Origin of the sequence: Dokdonia sp. MED134 (assembly GCF_000152925.2) — a bacterium.
Lineage (GTDB): Bacteria > Bacteroidota > Bacteroidia > Flavobacteriales > Flavobacteriaceae > Dokdonia.
Genome location: NZ_CP009301.1, coordinates 917,903 through 936,945 on the forward strand (window position 1 = coordinate 917,903; position 19,043 = coordinate 936,945).

General features: G+C 34.6%; 17 protein-coding genes. All 17 read left to right on the plus strand.

Translation table 11 applies throughout. The features are described 5' to 3' along the window. Positions 1-30 precede the first annotated feature (30 nt). The 17 genes from MED134_RS04000 to MED134_RS04080 all read left to right on the plus strand — a co-directional run bounded on the left by MED134_RS04000 (position 31) and on the right by MED134_RS04080 (position 19,006). Entirely contained in the window at positions 31-1,437 is a 1,407-nt protein-coding gene (locus tag MED134_RS04000) for a trypsin-like peptidase domain-containing protein (RefSeq protein WP_038597046.1), read from the plus strand. Between the two features lie 181 nt (positions 1,438-1,618). After that, entirely contained in the window at positions 1,619-3,061 is a 1,443-nt protein-coding gene (locus MED134_RS04005; RefSeq protein WP_021778645.1) for a glyceraldehyde-3-phosphate dehydrogenase, read from the plus strand. 854 nt (positions 3,062-3,915) lie between these two features. Further along, positions 3,916-4,455: a helix-turn-helix domain-containing protein gene (locus MED134_RS04010; protein WP_021778644.1), complete on the plus strand. Its 540-nt coding sequence runs from the start codon at positions 3,916-3,918 to the stop codon at positions 4,453-4,455. A 100-nt stretch (positions 4,456-4,555) separates the two neighbouring features. Continuing rightward, positions 4,556-6,067, plus strand: coding sequence for a serine hydrolase (locus MED134_RS04015; protein WP_021778643.1), 1,512 nt, complete (start codon positions 4,556-4,558; stop codon positions 6,065-6,067). A gap of 689 nt (positions 6,068-6,756) precedes the next feature. Further along, the gene (locus tag MED134_RS04020; RefSeq protein WP_021778642.1) at positions 6,757-7,221 is read left to right on the plus strand and encodes a hypothetical protein; all 465 of its coding nucleotides are present in this window, start codon (positions 6,757-6,759) and stop codon (positions 7,219-7,221) included. A gap of 763 nt (positions 7,222-7,984) precedes the next feature. Then, a complete protein-coding gene (locus MED134_RS04025) occupies positions 7,985-8,617 on the plus strand; it encodes a LysE family translocator (RefSeq protein ID WP_021778641.1) in 633 nt (210 codons plus the stop codon). A gap of 644 nt (positions 8,618-9,261) precedes the next feature. Next, on the plus strand, positions 9,262-9,978 hold the full coding sequence (locus tag MED134_RS15190) for a DUF6090 family protein (protein WP_021778640.1): 717 nt from the start codon (positions 9,262-9,264) through the stop codon (positions 9,976-9,978). 803 nt (positions 9,979-10,781) lie between these two features. Next, positions 10,782-11,084 (plus strand): ArsR/SmtB family transcription factor, encoded by a 303-nt coding sequence (locus MED134_RS04035; protein ID WP_038597050.1) that lies wholly within the window; start codon positions 10,782-10,784, stop codon positions 11,082-11,084. A 44-nt stretch (positions 11,085-11,128) separates the two neighbouring features. Continuing rightward, the gene (locus MED134_RS04040) at positions 11,129-11,398 is read left to right on the plus strand and encodes a CBU_0592 family membrane protein (protein ID WP_038597053.1); all 270 of its coding nucleotides are present in this window, start codon (positions 11,129-11,131) and stop codon (positions 11,396-11,398) included. Between the two features lie 10 nt (positions 11,399-11,408). After that, complete coding sequence (locus tag MED134_RS04045; protein ID WP_021778639.1) at positions 11,409-12,011, plus strand: short chain dehydrogenase; 603 nt, start codon at positions 11,409-11,411, stop codon at positions 12,009-12,011. Positions 12,012-12,558: 547 nt separating this feature from the next. Further along, positions 12,559-13,815: a hypothetical protein gene (locus MED134_RS04050; protein ID WP_021778638.1), complete on the plus strand. Its 1,257-nt coding sequence runs from the start codon at positions 12,559-12,561 to the stop codon at positions 13,813-13,815. Positions 13,816-14,096: 281 nt separating this feature from the next. Beyond that, positions 14,097-14,786 (plus strand): VOC family protein, encoded by a 690-nt coding sequence (locus MED134_RS04055; protein WP_021778637.1) that lies wholly within the window; start codon positions 14,097-14,099, stop codon positions 14,784-14,786. Between the two features lie 39 nt (positions 14,787-14,825). Next, positions 14,826-15,863, plus strand: coding sequence for a hypothetical protein (locus tag MED134_RS04060; protein ID WP_021778636.1), 1,038 nt, complete (start codon positions 14,826-14,828; stop codon positions 15,861-15,863). Between the two features lie 613 nt (positions 15,864-16,476). Next, positions 16,477-17,082 (plus strand): hypothetical protein, encoded by a 606-nt coding sequence (locus MED134_RS04065; protein ID WP_237747145.1) that lies wholly within the window; start codon positions 16,477-16,479, stop codon positions 17,080-17,082. Positions 17,083-17,360: 278 nt separating this feature from the next. Then, a complete protein-coding gene (locus tag MED134_RS04070; protein WP_021778634.1) occupies positions 17,361-17,828 on the plus strand; it encodes a hypothetical protein in 468 nt (155 codons plus the stop codon). A 113-nt stretch (positions 17,829-17,941) separates the two neighbouring features. Continuing rightward, positions 17,942-18,400, plus strand: coding sequence for a hypothetical protein (locus MED134_RS04075; protein ID WP_021778633.1), 459 nt, complete (start codon positions 17,942-17,944; stop codon positions 18,398-18,400). A 120-nt stretch (positions 18,401-18,520) separates the two neighbouring features. Continuing rightward, positions 18,521-19,006, plus strand: coding sequence for a hypothetical protein (locus tag MED134_RS04080; RefSeq protein ID WP_038597060.1), 486 nt, complete (start codon positions 18,521-18,523; stop codon positions 19,004-19,006). Positions 19,007-19,043: the final 37 nt, after the last annotated feature.

Here is a 19,043-nt window from a genome sequence, read left to right on the forward strand (position 1 = left end):
TTAACGATTATTGATAAAATGCTAAGGACTATGAAAAAAATCGGAGGAACATTCTTAATCGCCTTACTAGCCGGCGCAATAACGCTAGGATCTTATAAATTATTTATAGAAGAGCCTACACAAGTAGTCTCAACCCCAGTACAAACCCAAACCACCCCTGCCTATACCCCAGTAAATTATGAAGCACTTGCGGCAGCTGCCAGCGGTGTAGATTTTACAGAAGCGGCAGAGCGCACGGTAAATGGTGTGGTGCACGTAAAAAATGTACAAGTGTACAAGCAACCGCGTAATATGATGGAATATTTACGTGGTGGCGGGCAAACTAATAAAGGCATTGTAGGTGCCGGTAGTGGTGTGATTATCTCTGGAGATGGATACATTATTACAAATAACCACGTGATAGATGGCGCCTCTGAGGTAGAGGTCACGCTTAATAACAATAAAACCTTTATGGCAGAAGTGATAGGTAAAGATGCAAAGGCAGATATTGCGATCCTTAAAATAGATGCTGGTGAGGAGTTGCCTTATATCCCCTTTGGCGATAGTGATGCTACAAAGGTGGGAGAATGGGTACTTGCCGTAGGTAACCCTTTTAACCTTACCTCTACCGTTACCGCAGGTATAGTCTCTGCAAAGGCGAGAGATATAGATGAGCGTGATGCAAACTTCCAGTCTTTTATACAGACAGATGCGGCTATTAACCCTGGTAACAGTGGGGGAGCACTTGTAAATATATTTGGTGAGCTGGTAGGGATTAACACGGCCATCACCTCACAAACGGGATCTTATGTAGGGTATGCATTTGCCGTACCGTCTAACAATGCTCGTAAGATTATGGAAGACATTATGCAATATGGCTCTGTACAAAAAGGAATACTAGGTGTTACTGGAGGCACACTTAATGCTGCCATTGCAAAAGATCAAGACCTTAATACTACAGAAGGCTTTTATGTAGCCAGCGTAGAGTATGAGAGTGGTGCAGAGCAAGCAGGTATCACCACTGGTGATATTATCAAAAAACTTGATAATGTAAAAATTACTAAGTTTTCTGACCTCTCTGGATACATTAATACCAAGCGACCTAATGACATTATACAAGTAGAGATTTTACGTGACGATGAGCTTATGACCTTACCTGTAAAACTAGTAAAGTCTGTCACCTTTGACATAGAGCGACTAGGGATACAGGTTAAAAATGCCTCCCCAAAAGACCTTGACAAGTACAAAGCCAAAAATGGTGTTGTGATAAGCCAGACGCTCACAGAAGCAATGAAGCGTTACCGTATAGAAGGTCTTGTGATATCTGAAATAGATGATGTTATGGTAAACTCTATAGATGACGTAAAAGAAATATTTAAAAATAAAAGCCCAAACGAGCCTGTAAGCATTGTTTTTAATGACAAAAGAGGCGAGCGCAACCGCTTTATTTTTGACTAAGCAATACACACTTTAATATTATAACCCTTTCAGTTTCTGGAGGGGTTATTTTTTTGTGTGAGAAATTCATTTACGAAAACGTTTGAGTAACAGACAGAAATGGCTACTTTTGCACAAAATTTGAAAAATTACGCTTTCGCGAAAGCGTACAAAAAAACAATGTAACGTTTAGTATCTTACTATGAGTCAATCAGAAACATACGAAAAAGAACTTTCCTTTCAAGCAGACCGCCGAAGAGCCACTGTAGAATTTATTAAAATAGCTAGCGACCTATGGTATGACAATGCTATAGAGCTTGTTTTATTTAGAAACCAAGTGATGGATCGCAACGTGAGTCAGATTTTAGACCTTCACGAGTATGCAGGAGCCTTTGTAGGGAAGCCTATCTCTATATTTGATAGTGTAGAGATCGCGCAGGCTATAAAGCAACTAGACTTGCCACCATCTAAGCTAGATATAGGTAAGCTTACGTATGAGTACCACCTAGAAGAAAATGAAAACGCAACGAGCTTTATTGCACAACGCCTTAAACCTGCACAGCAGGCAGCGCCTATTGAGCCTAAGGATGTGGTGCTTTACGGTTTTGGCCGTATAGGGCGTCTTGTAGCCAGAGAGCTTATGACACGCACGGGTAAAGGTAGCCAGTTACGACTAAGAGCTGTGGTTACAAGAGGTAAGATAGATGCCGGTATACTTGAGAAAAGAGCAGGTCTTCTTAAAAGTGACTCCGTACACGGTGACTTTACAGGTACCGTCTCTGTAGATGTAGAAAATCAAGCCCTCATTATAAACGGTACTACGGTAAATATTATAAGTGCAAATGCACCAGAAGATATAGACTATACCGCTTATGGTATAAAAGATGCCCTTGTGATAGATAACACGGGTGCCTTTAGAGATAAAGAGCAACTAAGCAGGCACCTAGTAAGCAAGGGTGTGGCAAAGGTATTACTTACCGCTCCTGGTAAAGGAATCCCTAACATTGTGCACGGTGTAAACCACCAAGAGCACAACCCAGATGAGGTACAAATCTTTAGTGCAGCATCTTGTACTACAAATGCAATTACACCTATTCTTAAAGCCATAGATGACACCCTAGGTGTACAAACAGGTCACCTAGAGACCATACACGCATATACAAACGACCAGAATCTGGTAGATAATATGCACAGTAAGTACCGCCGTGGTAGAGCCGCTGCTCTTAATATGGTGATTACAGAAACTGGTGCTGGTGCGGCAGTGAGTAAGGCGCTACCACATTTTGAAGGGAAGCTTACCTCAAACGCGATACGTGTACCTGTGCCTAACGGATCTCTAGCAATACTTAACCTTGAGCTTACAAAAGAGACAAGCATAGAAGGGATAAATACACTTCTTAAAAAGTATGCACTAGAGGGTGAGCTTGTAGAGCAAATTAAGTACTCTATAGATAATGAGCTTGTGTCTAGCGACATTATAGGCTCATCTGCTCCTAGTATTTATGACAGTAATGCCACTATCGTACGTAAGGATGGTAAAAATGTACTTCTTTACATCTGGTATGATAACGAGTATGGATACAGCCACCAGGTAATACGCCTTGCAAAATACATTTCTAAAGTACGTAGGTTTACGTATTACTAGAATGAGACGTTCTTCCATTAAGTATGTGATTGTAACATACTTTTTAAGTAAAGCCATCTTTATAAGATGGCTTTACTGTTTTTAAGAAGTGAGATATATGTTTAAGTAGATTGTGTAGCTAGTTTGTTTGTTTTTACGCTTTCGCGAAAGAAAATAAAAGATGCAATACAAGTAAACCTGCTAGTGATTGAGATAGCTAACTGTGAGAGTTGTGTTAATAAGTTAAAACATTCGTTTATACGCTGAAAATCGAGATTGGTAAAAAATCACCAAAACATTCGTTTATACAACTAGTATGGGTATGATAACTTATATGTTTTTAATAACTTGCGTTTATATATACGTGGCGGCTGATTGCCCAAGGGGCTTGCAGACCACGATAAAATAAGCCACACAAAAGGCAGTTGCATACTTGGTTATTACCGCAATCGTATGGCTACGCTTCAAAATCGGTTTAAGAGCGATTGTAAGAGCAATAATCAAGAACCTAGCACAGATAAATCATAGAGCAAATCTGCTAAGATTTTAAAGCTCCCACCCTACTCAATCAGCCGCCACAGGCCACTACTCAAAAATGCCTAGGGCATACATCTTAAGTATAGAAAGCTCACACGTAGTTGCAACCAGCCACAACTATTACATAACGCGAATACGACATTTTTGAAAGCTCTATGCGCGGCGCACAACTCCAAAATTCATTGTATATTTAGTCCAAACAAATCAAGACCACAAAGTAAAGCAAACCAGCAATCCCGATAGCTATCGGGAGCCGCACTCGCTTTATGTAGTGGCCTGTTGTGTGCAATACACGAAAAACCGTTAATGATTGAAAAATCCAACTACTGATTTAAAAAATGTCTAAACTTTCTGAATATAGAGAAAAACTTAATCTCACACAAGATGAACTGGCTGAAAAGGCAGGCATATCAGTCCGTACTATTCAAAGAATTGAATCTGGAGCAAAACCAAAAGGACATACTTTGAGAACATTGTCAGAAGTATTAAAGATTTCCGAAAATGATTTAAGAGAAAATAAATTAGAAACTAAACTCATCGATTTTAAATTGGTCAAAATCATTAATCTTTCATCAATTGTAGGTATTGTTTTTCCACCAATTAACATACTACTTCCTTTTTTCATTATGAAACGTAATAAAGAAATCAACGAAGTCACAAAACAAATTATTTCTATTCAAATTTTATGGACAATAATTGCATTTACTTGCTTCATATTAAGCCCATTTGTGAGAAAGTGGTTTGGCATTAGCAATCAATTAACCCTTGTAATAATCATACTTTCTGTACTTGTAAACTTGTTTATTATTGTTAGAAATACTATTTCAATTGATAAAAACCAAAGACTCTATATTTGCTTGAATTTCAGTTTTTTATAAAAACTGTCAGCTTATTGTCGTTTCATTGTCAGGTGTTTTCGCAGCCTTTTGTCAAAAGGTTTTAAGATAATTGTAAAGTAAAACATCAATCAAATTAATAATGAAAATGTACAAATCGATTTTAGCAATTATCTTATCCTTTACTCTACAATTGAGTTTTTCTCAAGTAAGCAAGGACTCATCAATTTTTCTAAATCTTAAAAAAGCAGACAGCCTTATCTTTAATGAAGGGTTTAACAAATGTAATTACGATGCTTTAAGAGAAGTCCTTCATAAGGATTTAGAATTTTTTCACGACCAAAATGGAACTCAAAATTTAGAACAATTTTACAACTCATTTTCTAAAAGCATTTGTTCAAACGTAAATTTCAAACCAATTAGAAGATTAATCAATGAAACGCTTCAAATTTATCCTCTCAAAAACGAAGGTAAAATTTATGGAGCCATACAAACGGGAGAGCATATATTTTATATTAAAGAACCTAACAAAGAAATTTATGCAACCGAACAAGGAAAGTTTATACACACTTGGGTATTAGACAACGGAAAATGGAAAGTAAAAAGAATATTGAGCTACGAACATAGTCCACCAGCAAAAGAATATGGAGCTAAATTCAATGCTGATTATACTTACGAACTATTTGACAACGACAAACAAATTGAAAAATTATTAGCAAAACATAAAATTCCATCGATTTCAATTGGTTATATAAAAAACGGAAAATTACAACAAGTTCGAAATTTTGGTTATCAAGAAAAAGGTAAGCCTATTTCTTCTCAAAGTATATATAAAGTAGCTTCATTAACAAAACCCATTGTAGCAATGGTGGTATTAAAATTAATTGAGGATGGAAGTTGGAAGTTGGATGAACCTGTTTCGAAATACTTTATAGATGATGATATAGCAAAAAGCCAATTTCTTAATAAACTCACTACAAGACATATTTTATCGCATCAGTCTGGTTTTCCTAATTGGAGGTATTTAACAAAAGACAAAAAATTGTTCTTTCAGTATGAACCTGGAACAAAATGGAAGTATTCTGGAGAAGGTTTTGAATATCTTCGAAAAGCAATTGAGAAAAAAATGGGTCGTCCATTTGATGAAATTGCACAAGAAAAATTATTCAATCCACTTGGAATGAATAAAACATTTTTTAATTGGACAGCAAATTTCGATGAAAATTTATACGCAGTAGAACACGATGAAAATGGAAACTCTATAAACTATGAAAAGTACACAAATACAAATGCTGCCGCAAATTTGATGACTACAGCAGAAGATTATTCTAAATTTTTGGTTCATATATTGAATGGAGCTGGCTTATCAGAAAATCTATATAATGAATTTTTAACACCTCAATCTCACGAAAAACCGGGTATTGATTGGAGTTTGGGAATGCAAATGCTAATGGATTTACCAAATAACGAAACTGCATTTATGCATACTGGTGGAGATTATGGAACAAAAACCATTGCTTTAATCTTAAAAAATTCCAAACAAGGTTTAGTATTATTTTCAAATTCAGAAAATGGAATGGTTCTTTGGCAAAAAATTATTTCAGAATATTTTGGAGAAACTGGACAAGAAATTGTGAGACGGAATTTGGAATAAACACAGGGCAAAAGTACTGCACACAACAAAGTATAAAAATAATAGGGCATTTTTGGCTTAATTAAAAGGGTTTTTGTGTTTGCAAAGTCGCCCTTTTTTTGTTTTAGCTTTTAATTAATGTAAATGGTAAAACCAATAAAACAAAAAAAGGGCTTGTGGCTCAACCGAATGGAAACAACTTACTTTCTGCCCTACTATTCTTATACCAGACCGTGGCGGCTGATTGCCCAAGGGCTCGCAGTTCACGATAAAATAAGCTTCACAAAAGGCAGTTGTATACTTTGCTATTACCGCAATCGTATGGCTACGCTTCAAAATAGGTTTTAGAGCGATTGTAAGCGCTATAATCAAGGATCTGGCACAGATAGATCATAGAGCAAACCCGCTAGGATTTTAAAGCTCCCACCCTACTCAATCAGCCGCCACAGGCCACTACTCAAAAATGCCTAAAGATTATAAATCTCAATTATAGAAAGCTCACACGTAGTTGCAACCAGCCACAACTATTACATAACGCGAATTTATGCCTTCCTCTCGCTACGCTCGTCGGAGGCAGGTTTGAAAGCTCTACGCGCGGCGACAGATTCACAAATAAGTGTATATTTAGACAATCAATTAAAAAACAAATAAATACAGGCTAACCAGCAAAATGCCGCACTCGCTTTATGTAGTGGCCTGTTACCACACATTTGAGAAAAACAATCGTCATAGCATTAATTTATAGTTTCCTGATTTCTTGCGGAAGTAATTATTCCGTATCAAAAATTGACAGATATGTAAAAAAAGTTGACAACCGAAAAGATTACTCTGAACTAATTGTTGAATATGTTGTTGAGGAAAGTTCTGAACACGAAATAACTGGCGGTTCTGAAATTTATGTGCTAACTGATAAAAACGGAATCGTAAAGCGCATTGTAGCAGATGAAAATGAATCAAATCGTAAACCTGCGAATTTTCAATTTTACTTTAGAGATAGTTTATTAATTTATTCTCGGATTGTTGAATTCAATGATGCTGGAACAGATACTATAACTGATTCGAACTTTTATTTTAAAGGCGAAAAACTAATAAAGCAAAAAGATAATAAAAAGAATAATATTCAGTCGGAATATATAAAAGAAATGGCGGAATATTATAGACGAAAAGGAAAATAAAAACGTGTGGTAACAATGTGTATAATTAATTGCTTTGGTCGTTGCTTACTTGGAAAATTCCTTCGGAATTTTCTCGCGTTCGTTTTTGTTTACTAAATTAGTTGCTTAAACACGCAACTAACCATACACAAACACGTGGCGGCTGATTGCCCAAGGGCTCGCAGTTCACGACAAAATAAGCTTCACAAAAGGCAGTTGCACACTTGGTGATTACCGCAATCGTATGGCTACGCTTCAAAATCGGTTTTAGAGCGATTGTAAGAGCTATAATCAAGGATCTTGTAAAGATAGATCATAGAGCAAATCTGCTAGGATTTTAAAGCTCCCACCCTACTCAATCAGCCGCCACCTTGTGCCTTCCTCTCGGTCGTTCCTTCCTCGTCGGAGGCAGGACTCAAAAATGCCTAGGGCATACATCTTAAGTATAGAAAGCTCACACGTAGTTGCAAGTGTGCATTCCTCTCGCTCGTTCCTTCCTCGTCGGATGCAAGAACTATTACATAACGCGAATTTATGCCTTATTATAAATCTCATCCACCATCATTCTCTCAGTCGCTAACTCCTTCGTCGATGATGAGGGAGGCAGGTTTGAAAGCTCTATGCGCGGCGCACAAATCCAAAATTCATTGTATATTTAGTCCAAACAAATCAAGACCACAAAGTAAAGCAAACCAGCAATCCCGATGGCTATCGGGAGCCGCACTTGCTTTATGTAGTGGCCTGTTGTGCAACAGTTGAAAAATGAACTACTGAAAATTGAAATATGATACCAATTAACGATTTATTACTATTTGGATTAGCTGCATTGATTATGGTTGTTTCTCCTGGACCGAATATGATTTATTTAATTTCAAGGTCATTATCGCAAGGAAAAAAAGCCGGAATTATATCTCTTTTTGGAGTTATGTGTGGATTTTTGTTCCATATACTTCTGGTGTCTTTTGGACTGACTGCAATATTTTTTGCTATTCCTTATGCCTTTGTAGTAGTTAAATTTCTTGGAGTCGGTTACTTATTATATTTAGCCTATAATACTGTGAAATCCAAAAACAAAATTTTTGACGCTGACCAAAATCTGAAATCGGACAAACCACTTAGACTCTTTAATATTGGACTTTTGACAAATATCCTAAATCCAAAAATGGCAGTATTTTATCTTTCATTTTTTCCTCAATTTATAAAGCCTGAATATGGTTCTATCTTAGGTCAAAGTTTTCAACTTGGAATTATACAAATAATAATAAGTTTTTCAGTTAATTTTTTAATTGTTATATCAGCTGCTAAAATGGCAAGCTGGTTCTCGAAAAAGCCAATTTGGTTAAGAATACAGAAGTGGTTTATGGCTTCGGTATTAACTGGACTTGCTGTGAAAATGGCATTGGCAAAAGCGAAATAAAAACCGTTGCACAACAATGGCTATAATTAATACGAGTTTTGGTGCTTAACCCAAAGTTTAGAGCTTTAAACTAAGTCCGCCAAATCTTATACAACAACGTGGCGGCTGATTGCCCAAGGGCTTGCAGTTCACGATAAAATAAGCTACACAAAAGGCAGTTGCATACTTGGTAAATACCGCAATCGTATGGCTACGCTTCAAAATCGGTTTAAGAGCGATTGTAAGAGCAAAAATCAAGGATTTGGCACAGATAGATCATAGAGCAAATCTGCTAGGATTTTAAAGCTCCCACCCTACTCAATCAGCCGCCACCTTGTGCCTTCCTCTCGCTACGCTCGTCGGAGGCAGGACTCAAAAATGCCTAAAGGTTACAAATCTCAATTATAGAAAGCTCACACGTAGTTGCAAGAGTGCATTCCTCTCGGTCGTCCCTCTCTCGTCGGATGCAAGAACTATTACATAACGCGAATACGACATTTTTGAAAGCTCTATGCGCGGCGCACAAATCCAAAATTCATTGTATATTTAGTCCAAACAAATCAAGACCACAAAGTAAAGCAAACCAGCAATCCCGATAGCTATCGGGAGCCGCACTCGCTTTATGTAGTGGCCTGTTGTGTTTCATTATGACAAACCGCTAACCAATGTTAAAATTCTTTAGAAAAATTAGACAAAATTTACTTTCAGAGGGAAAAACTGGAAAGTATTTTAAATATGCCATAGGAGAAATTGTTCTTGTAGTCATTGGAATTTTAATTGCACTACAAATCAACAACTGGAATGAAAATAGAAAGCAACAAGCTGAAATTACTGATATTTATAAGCAGATTGTACTCGATTTAGATAATGATATTAACGAATTTTCTAACGTTATCAAATATTACGATTCTATAAAACCCGTTTACGATGCTGTCATTTCAGATACTAGAACTATAGATTTATTGGACGACGGTTTATCTCGATTAATGAACAGAATTACAGCAACTAATATGAATAAAGGCGGTGTTGAACGCTTAAAATCAATTGCTTCTAAAGATAGTCTATCATTGTATTTGATTGAAATATATGATACTGGAACAGTCATTAATACTATGGAGAAAGAAATTTCTGATGAAATTTGGTTAGTTATAAATTCATTTAGAGACAATTACAGTTGGTATCCCGAATGGATAAGTAAAACAATAACAAAAGATAATAGCAGTAAGGAGCTACAAGATTATTTTGTAAATAGTCAAGAATATAGGCATTACGTAATTAGTAGTTACCACAAATTATATAATAATTATATACCGATTTTGGAATATGGTATAGTAGAATTGGAAAATATAAGGAAATTAATTAATGAACGAATAGATAAATAACGAAAGCACAACAATGGCTATAAGTAATTGCTTGTACTCGCCTACTTCTGAAAATCCTCGCGGATTTTCAGTTTGGTGTGTACTTGCAAAGTTAAGTGCTAAAACACGCAACTACTCATAGCCGAGACCGTGGCGGCTGATTGCCCAAGGGCTCGCAGTTCACGACAAAATAAGCCACACAAAAGGTAGTTGTAAACTTGGTAATTACCGCAATCGTATGGCTACGCTTCAAAATCGGTTTTAGAGCGATTGTAAGCGCTATAATCAAGGATCTGGCACAGATAGATCATAGAGCAAATCTGCTAGGATTTTAAAGCTCCCACCCTACTCAATCAGCCGCCACCTTGTGCCTTCCTCTCGGTCGTTCCTCTCTCGTCGGAGGCAGGACTCAAAAATGCCTAGGGCATACATCTTAAGTATAGAAAGCTCACACGTAGTTGCAAGAGTGCATTCCTCTCGCTCGTCCCTCTCTCGTCGGATGCAAGAACTAATACATAACGCGAATTTATGCCTTATTATAAATCTCATCCACCATCATCCTCTCAGTCGCTGACTCCTTCGTCGATGATGAGAGAGGCAGGTTTGAAAGCTCTATGCGCGGCGCACAAATCCAAAATTCATTGTATATTTAGTCCAAACAAATCAAGACCGTAAAGTAAAGCAAACCAGCAATCCCGATGGCTATCGGGAGCCGCACTCGCTTTATGTAGTGGCCTGTTGGCAACAAGCTAAAAAAACAATGTACTTCAAATAAAACAACACTTTCATTTTTATATATCGAGATTTATAGATACATTTGTTATATGAAATTAAAAACGGCCACAGAAATAGGAAAATGTTTATCTAATGAAACCAGAGTGCAAATAATGGAATGGTTAAAAAAACCCGAAATTAACTTTCCACCACACGAAACATTAAAACATTTTAACGATGGTGTTTGTGTTACTTATATTCAAGAAAAAGCTGGACTTTCTCAATCCACGATTTCAACATACTTAACCAATATGGAAAAATGTGGATTATTAATTTCTACAAGACACGGAAAATGGTCTTATTTAAAAAGAAACGAAGAAACAATAAAGGAATATATAGATTTTATCACCTAAAAAAATTTAGTTAAATACATCTATATTTCGAGATATAACAAACTATGAAAATATTATTTGACATATTAGGTTGGTCAGGTTCAGGATTAATAATTCTTGCGTATGCTCTTACCCTTCTTCAAAATAAAAAGTATTTAGAATTAGGTAAGTATATGAATCTTTTAGGTGGTCTGTTTATTGCGTTCAATTGCTATTATTACAATGCAATTCCGTCATTTGTAACCAACCTACTTTGGAGCGTAATAGCTACATTGACAATTTATAAAAGACAAAAAGAAAAACGCAAATGCAATAAAAATAAATGTTTAACTTAAAAAAAATAATATGAAAATTTTAATAGTAGGAGGAAATGGAACGATAGGTAAAAAGGTCTCTTCGCACTTTAAAAAAGACAATGAAGTTTTAATCGCAGGTCGAACAAGTGGAGATGTAACTTTAGACCTTGCAGATAGTAACTCGATTAGAGAAATGTTCGAGAAAACAGGAAAGTTAGATGCAATTATTTGTATCGCTGGAGAAGCTAAATGGGCTGATTTTGAACAACTAACCGAAGACGATTATTATATTGGTTTAAAAAGTAAACTTATGGGGCAAGTAAATCTTGTAAGAATTGGAAAAGAATTTTTAAACCCGAAAGGTTCAATTACGCTTACCACAGGTATTTTGGCAGATGAACCAGTAGCTCAAACAACGAGTGCAGCAATGGTAAACGGTGGTATTCACAGTTTTGTAAAAGCTGTAGTTTTGGAAATGAAGAATAATCTGAGAGTAAATGCAGTTTCTTCAGATATGGTAGAAGATGCTTATGAAAAATATAAAGATGTTTTTCCTGGGCATAATCCAGTACCGATGAGTAAAGTAATTAATGCATATGTAAAAAGTGTAAAAGGAAAAGTTAACGGACAAATTATTAGAGTGAATGCATAAAAAGCCAGTTGCCAACACCGTGTAAAAAACATTGCTTATTTTAGTTTTACCGTTTGGTCGTTGCACTTTTGCTAGCTTCTGATTTTACTTTGGAAATTCCTCGCACGCAAACACGCAACTTTCTATATACAAACACGTGCCGGCTGATTACCAAAAGCCTCGCAGTTTACGACAAAATAAGCCACACAAAAGGCAGTTGCATACTTGGTGATTACCGCAATCGTATGGCTACGCTTCAAAATCGGTTTTAGAGATATTGTAAGGGCAAAAATCAAGGTTCTTCACTCCTATTTCGATCTATAATCTTCATCGTAGCGCCATCGTGGTTTTACGCTTTCGCGAAAGCATCATCTTCCTCAAATACTCGTGTATTTAAACAATCAATAAAAAAACAACAATACAGTCACACCAGCAAAGCTTGTACTGAGCTTGTCGAAGTATGCCGCACTCGCTTTATGTAGTGGCTGGTTTTAGAGCATTAGAAAAAACATACTCACTAAACTGTTACATCTTGAAAAAAGGACTGTCTATATGAGAAATAATAACAATGAGAAAAATATTCATTTTACTTTTATCTTTTGTGATTTTGCAATCTTGCACACAAACGAAAACGGATTATTTAAGAAAAAATAGATTTGACTTAACTTCATCTAAATTCGAATTTCCACAAAAAGAATTTAAAATAATTGGGTTTGGGGCTTATCACGGAAGCGCTGAGACTGAAAATGTAGAATTGAAACTTCTAGAATCTCTTACAAAAGAAGGAACAATTAAATATTATTTACCCGAGGTCGATTATAGTACTGCTCACTTTTTTAATCATTTCTTACAAACAGGAGATACAACGCTTTTAAAAGAACTAGTTGTGTATAATGGATATCACACACCTCAAGAACGTACTATTGAATTTTATGAGAAATGGAAAAAAATAAAAACTCTAAATGATTCTCTACCGCTAGAATCTAAAATTAAAGTACTGGGCATAGAATGGATAAGGAATTACAAATATGTTTCAAAACACCTTTTAGAACTTGTTGAAGATGACAATGAAACCTTAACTCCAATTACGGAAATTAAAGAAATGGTTAAGATAGATACTACAAGTTATAGCTTAGGAGATTTAAGTTTTGCTCATCATAAACTGAAAGGACTTATAGTTGATTATGAAGAAAATAAAGAGTTGTACAAATCAAAAATCAATGATATCAAAGTATTTGAACATATATTAAAAAACATAAAAATCTCTTTTGAAAAGAAAGTAAACAGAGAAGAGGTCATTTATGAAAATTACTTAAACCTTAGCTCAATCTATGATTTTAAAAATAAACCTCAATTTATGAGAGTTGGCTTTTTTCACATAGAGAAATCTAGAGAAGGAAAAAAGGGCAATCCTTCATTTTTTACAAGACTTATCGAGAACGAAGTATACCCAAAAGATAAAGTGTTGTCAATAATAGGATATCTTACAAATAGTATGGTCGTTTGGGACGAAACTTATGATGATAAAGGAAATTACAGTGGTTATACTGTGGAAGCAGGTTATGGAATAGGGGATTATGAAAAGGAATATTTTAGAGGTATTCAAAATTTGAAAGACCATAAAATATCAGAAAAAACTCTTTTCAGGTTAAATAAAAAAGAATCGCCATACCTAATTAATGAACCTGACCTAATTGAGGTTATTATGAAGGATCAAAAGTCTAATGGAGATGCTGTAAAAGGAATGTCTACTTTAGATTTTTTAGATTATGCGATACTAATTTCAGACTCTAAAGAGAGTATTCCTATTTACGAAATGAAATAAAAAACACTCTACTACTATGCATATAAAAAATTGGCAAATTAATAATAAAATCAAGGTTCTTCACTTCTATTTCAATCTATAATCTTCTTCGTAGCGTCATCGTGGTTTTACGCTTTCGCGAAAGCGTCATCTTCATCAAATACTCGTATATTTAAGCAATCAATTTAAAAACAACAATATAGGCACAGCAGCAAAACTTGTGCTGAGCTTGTATAAGGATGTCGTAATCGCTTTATGTAGTGGCCTGTAAACTGTAATTAAAAAACTGTATAGAATAGACAATGAGATTTAAGAAACTAAAACTTTACACTAATAAATTAGAGTCAGAATTAGAGTTTTACTCAAAGACTTTAGGGTTTGAAGTTTTAAAACAGACTGCTAATCATTTTTCTGTAAAAATTGGTTGGAGTGAATTAGTATTCGAAAAAACAGAAAGAGAATATAAATATCATTATTGTTTTTTAATCCCTTCCAATAAATTAAACGAAGCTTTAAAATGGATGGAAAAAAGAACTGAAATTGTAAATATTGAAAATGGCAGAAAAACTCAAAACTTTGAATCTTGGAATGCTGACTCATTTTACTTTTATGATGCAAGTGGAAACATAGCTGAGTTTATTGTAAGATATGATTTGAATAATAATGATTTTGACGAATTTGATATTTCAAAAGTTTTGGGAGTAAATGAAATGGGAATGCCTACAGCAGATGTTAAAAAAACAAATGACCAACTTCAAAATGAATTACAAACAGAATATTGGAAAGGAGATATAGATCGATTTGGAACAAATGGTTCACAAGAAGGAATTTTTCTTTTACCAAACTATAATTTAAAAGATATTTGGTTTCCAACATCCATAAAAATAAAGCCTGAACCTTTTGAAGCGGTTATTGAAAATAAGGAAAGAGAATATCATATAGAATACAGGAATGAAAAAATAAAAACTACCGCAAACAAAGAACTGAGTTAAAAGCTCAAAAAAAATAATTGAATTTTAATATATCTCTATATGGACATTAGAAACATCGATATTAAGAATCAAGTTATACCCTTCTTAATTCCTCTTGCTCTTTTAAGCCTGTTGATTTTTATTTCAAAATCAAATCAGTTTACAGCAAACCCTAGTTTAATTTCTGTGTGGATAACTATAGACTTAATTCTAACCGTTCCATTAATTTATTTTCTTTTAATTCGAAAAAAGGAAGTCTCAAAGAGCACAGTTGTTATAGCTTTACTTATTGGTCTATTTATCTGTTACAAAATAATACCCGCAGAAAGTCAGACCGTATTGCCAGTATTAGGAACCTGGTTGTTGCCTATTTTAGAAGTTGGAATTCTCGTATATATCATAGTAAACCTTCGAAAGGCACGACTGAATTATAGACATAATAGAGATAACCATATAGATTTTTATACGACTGTAAAAACAATTTCTCAAGATCTTCTCCCTAAGTTTATGGCTAGAATAATTGCTACAGAAATTACAGTAGTGTACTATGCAATTATAAATTGGAAACGCCGCCCACTTAAAAATGGAGAATTTTCAATTCATAAAAAAAGCGCATCTATTTCAATATTACTGGGCATTATGCTCATCATAGGCGTAGAGGCTACAGTCTTTCATTATATCTTAGAACAAGAGGGCAATCCAAAAGCTTGGTTGATTACCTTTTTAAGCATCTATACATTACTACAAATTCTAGGTTTACTAAAATCTATTATTAAAAGACCAATCTCTTTTGAAGAAGATATCCTTCGTTTGAGATATGGGATAATGAAAGAAACTTCTATTGAGTTAAACAACATTAAGAGTATTGTACTTTCTTCTAAAAATATGCAACAAAAAACAAGTAGCCTCTCCATTTTTGGTAGATATGAGGCTCATAATGTAATCTTAACTCTTAAGAACACTGAAACGCTCTACAGCTTATATGGCATTAAAAATAATTATACAACAATCTCATTTTATGTAGACCAACCACAAAAATTTTTCAATAAGACGTGTGAATCTATTGAGAAATCTCAATTGAAGTCTTCTATTACCTAGTGTGATTTTTGTTCTGAGTCTAAAGATTGTTTGTCTAGACGGACATAAATACTAAAGAAAAACGTTCTTACGTTTGTGTATCATTTCTGATAACAACTAAAGCTAAATGCAGTGCGGTCTTTAAGGCAAAACCGAAAGGTCTGAGTTTATTATTGAAGTTGCTATATCTTATAAATGTAGCTTCGTGCGCAGACGGAAACAAAAAGTTTGCTTGTCACCGCACTAATCATAGCCGAGACCGGTGCCTTCCTCTCGGTCATTCCTCTCTCGTCGGAGGCAAGAACTATTACATAACGCGTCCCGAAGTACATCGGGATTTGAAAGCTCTATGCGCGGCGACAGATTCACAAATAAGTGTATATTTAAACAATCAATTAAAAAACAATCAACAGAGCCTCTCCATCAATCCTGATAGCTATTGGGAGCCGCACTCGCTTTATGTAGTGGCCTGTTGTGGCTCATTTAAATGAACATTTCAATCAACATAAAATCACTCTTAATTCTCACTATTGGATTTATTCTGTTCACAGTAATCGGCACCATAAGTCACGAATACGGACATATAATTGTAGCTAAATCCTTTAACTATGAAACTACACTACATTATGGTAGTATGGGTTATTTACCAAAAGGATATTTAGAGGATGAAGATGTAATAGCGGTTAGAAATTTAACAAAAGATTATTCGGATATTGAATATGACTCTTGGCCAAAGGAGATTAAAGAAAAAACAGAAGAATACAATAATATTTTACAGAAACGCTATTGGAGTGAAAAATCAAATAGTAGTTTACTTGTTACAATTGGAGGTCCTTTACAAACAACTTTGACAGGAACTATTGGATTATTAATTTTAATATGGCGTAGGAAATATATTTATAAAAAGGGATTGAGAGTTTTAGATTGGTTTGCTATTTTCCTTTCATTATTCTGGTTACGAGAAATATTTAATATTGTTACTTCAATTGGTAAAGAATTAATTTCGCCAAACGGAACTTGGTTTGGTGGAGATGAATTACGTATTTCACAAGGCTTGAATTTATGGTCAGGAACAATTCCATTAATTTTAGCTACTCTTGGAACTGTAATTGCTATTTATGTAGTTTTTAAAATAATACCTAAAGAAATACGTCTGACTTTTATTTTATGCGGATTTATTGGTGGAATAGCAGGTTATATTTTGTGGATGAATATTATTGGACCAAAAATATTACCGTAATGAATAAAAAAAGTAGCCAACTAAAAACCAACATAAACAACTATCCTCTTCCGGCAAAGCTCACCACAGGCTCTTAAGCTAGTTTTGATCTATAATTTTCATCGTGGCGTCTTCCTGATTTTACGCTTTCGCGAAAGGGTCAACTTTCTCAAATACTCGTATATTTAGAGAATCAATTAAAAAACAATCAACAGAGCCTCTCCATCAATCCCGATAGCTATCGGGAGCCGCACTCGCTTTATGTAGTGGCCTGTTAGCTGTAATTTGAAAGAAGCTATATGAAAAAACTAATTTTAGTATTAAGCTTATTAACACTTCCTTTTATCACATTTGGCCAGATAAGTGAGAAAGAGTTTGAGAAAACTATTGAATGGATTAATGAAAACCCATCTGAGTCTGATAATACTGAGTTTGTATCTAAATCAGCAAATCTAATAAAGTTCCAACTTTTCAATTACCCAAGCTTCCCTATTAATGTAAGTGGAACTAAAGAGATTAATAAAGAATGGAAAGGACACAAATATGAAAAGCATTTTTTAATAGTTTATTCTTATAACCAACTTTTATACAAACTAAAAAGCAAGAAATATAATAAACTGAACGCTTGTGTTTTTTCTATAAATCAAGTGATTAAATCTTATACGTTAATTCTCGAAAAAAATCCAGAATTTAGGATCAGAATTCTTGATGAATACAAAGAATTGGATGAAAAGAAGTTAAAAAAAAGAATAAAGAAGTTATTATAAAAACAGCCACAACAAAGAACTGAGTTAAATAACAACCAACACAAGCACTCCATTAATCCCGATAGCTATCGGAAGCCGCACTCGCTTTATGTAGTGGCCTGTAACAAGTAATTATGAAAAAATACATCTGTATATTAATGGCAGTTATCGGCTGGAGTTGTTCATCTTCAAAGGATGTCATCATAGAACCAAAGTATTCTGATTTTAAAATAGTGAATACACCAGTCGTAGTTGAAAACGATACAATTTATGTAAACGAACTCCGATTTTACAAAATGGAATCAGCTACAGATGCAAAGAAACTAATGCGTCAGAATTATGGTAAATGGAGCGAAAAGTTAAGTGGATTACATCACCAAATTATTAAAAGAATTGTTTGGCAGGATGTAAAGCTCATAGACGGAAATGATAAAACCTTTACTGTAGTAACTGACGGAACTGAAACAATGTATGATTATTTTACTTGCTTAATAGTTTTTGACTCTGAAGAGAAGGATTGCTTTAAAGATGGACACCCTTATAAAGAGGGATTAATTAATTTGTTTACCGACAAAATGGATAAAATTAAATAGGCCCTCTTTGTGTCAATAATTTAGAAGAATCAATTAAAAATTAAAACCAACAATCCCGACAGCTATCGGGAGGCGTACTCGCTTTGTGTAGTGGCCTGTTGTATGTAATACGAATACAAGATGAATGAATTCAAGAAAAGAAATAAATTACTCGCAATTTACCAAATTGCCGGTGGCTTTATCGGAATTGTTTTTATGTCATATACACTGATAATGATTGAAAATTTACAAAGTCGTGAATTACTTGTTTCTACAGTTCCATTGATACTTTTTGTGTTCTCTATTTATTCCGGGAACTTACTAATCGGCAAACATTATTCTAAGGGATTAGCCTACTCGAAAGTCAATCAATTGATTCAAATTCTGGGTTTTAAAATAAGCGGTTTAATGTATGTTTTTGGGTCAGGGTTAATTATGTGTGTTCAGTTCGATCTTACTGATGATTTTATTACTGGCTTCATTTTCTGGACTTCCTATTTTGAAATAGGCCAATTGGCTGATAGGAGTCAGTTTATGATAAGTTTCAATATTATTGCCATATTCTTGTTATTTCAAGTGGGTAAACTCAGAAAACAATATGAGTCTTTAAAGGATCGATTAATTTAATTAACTACACACACCAAAGAACTGAGTTGAAAACAAA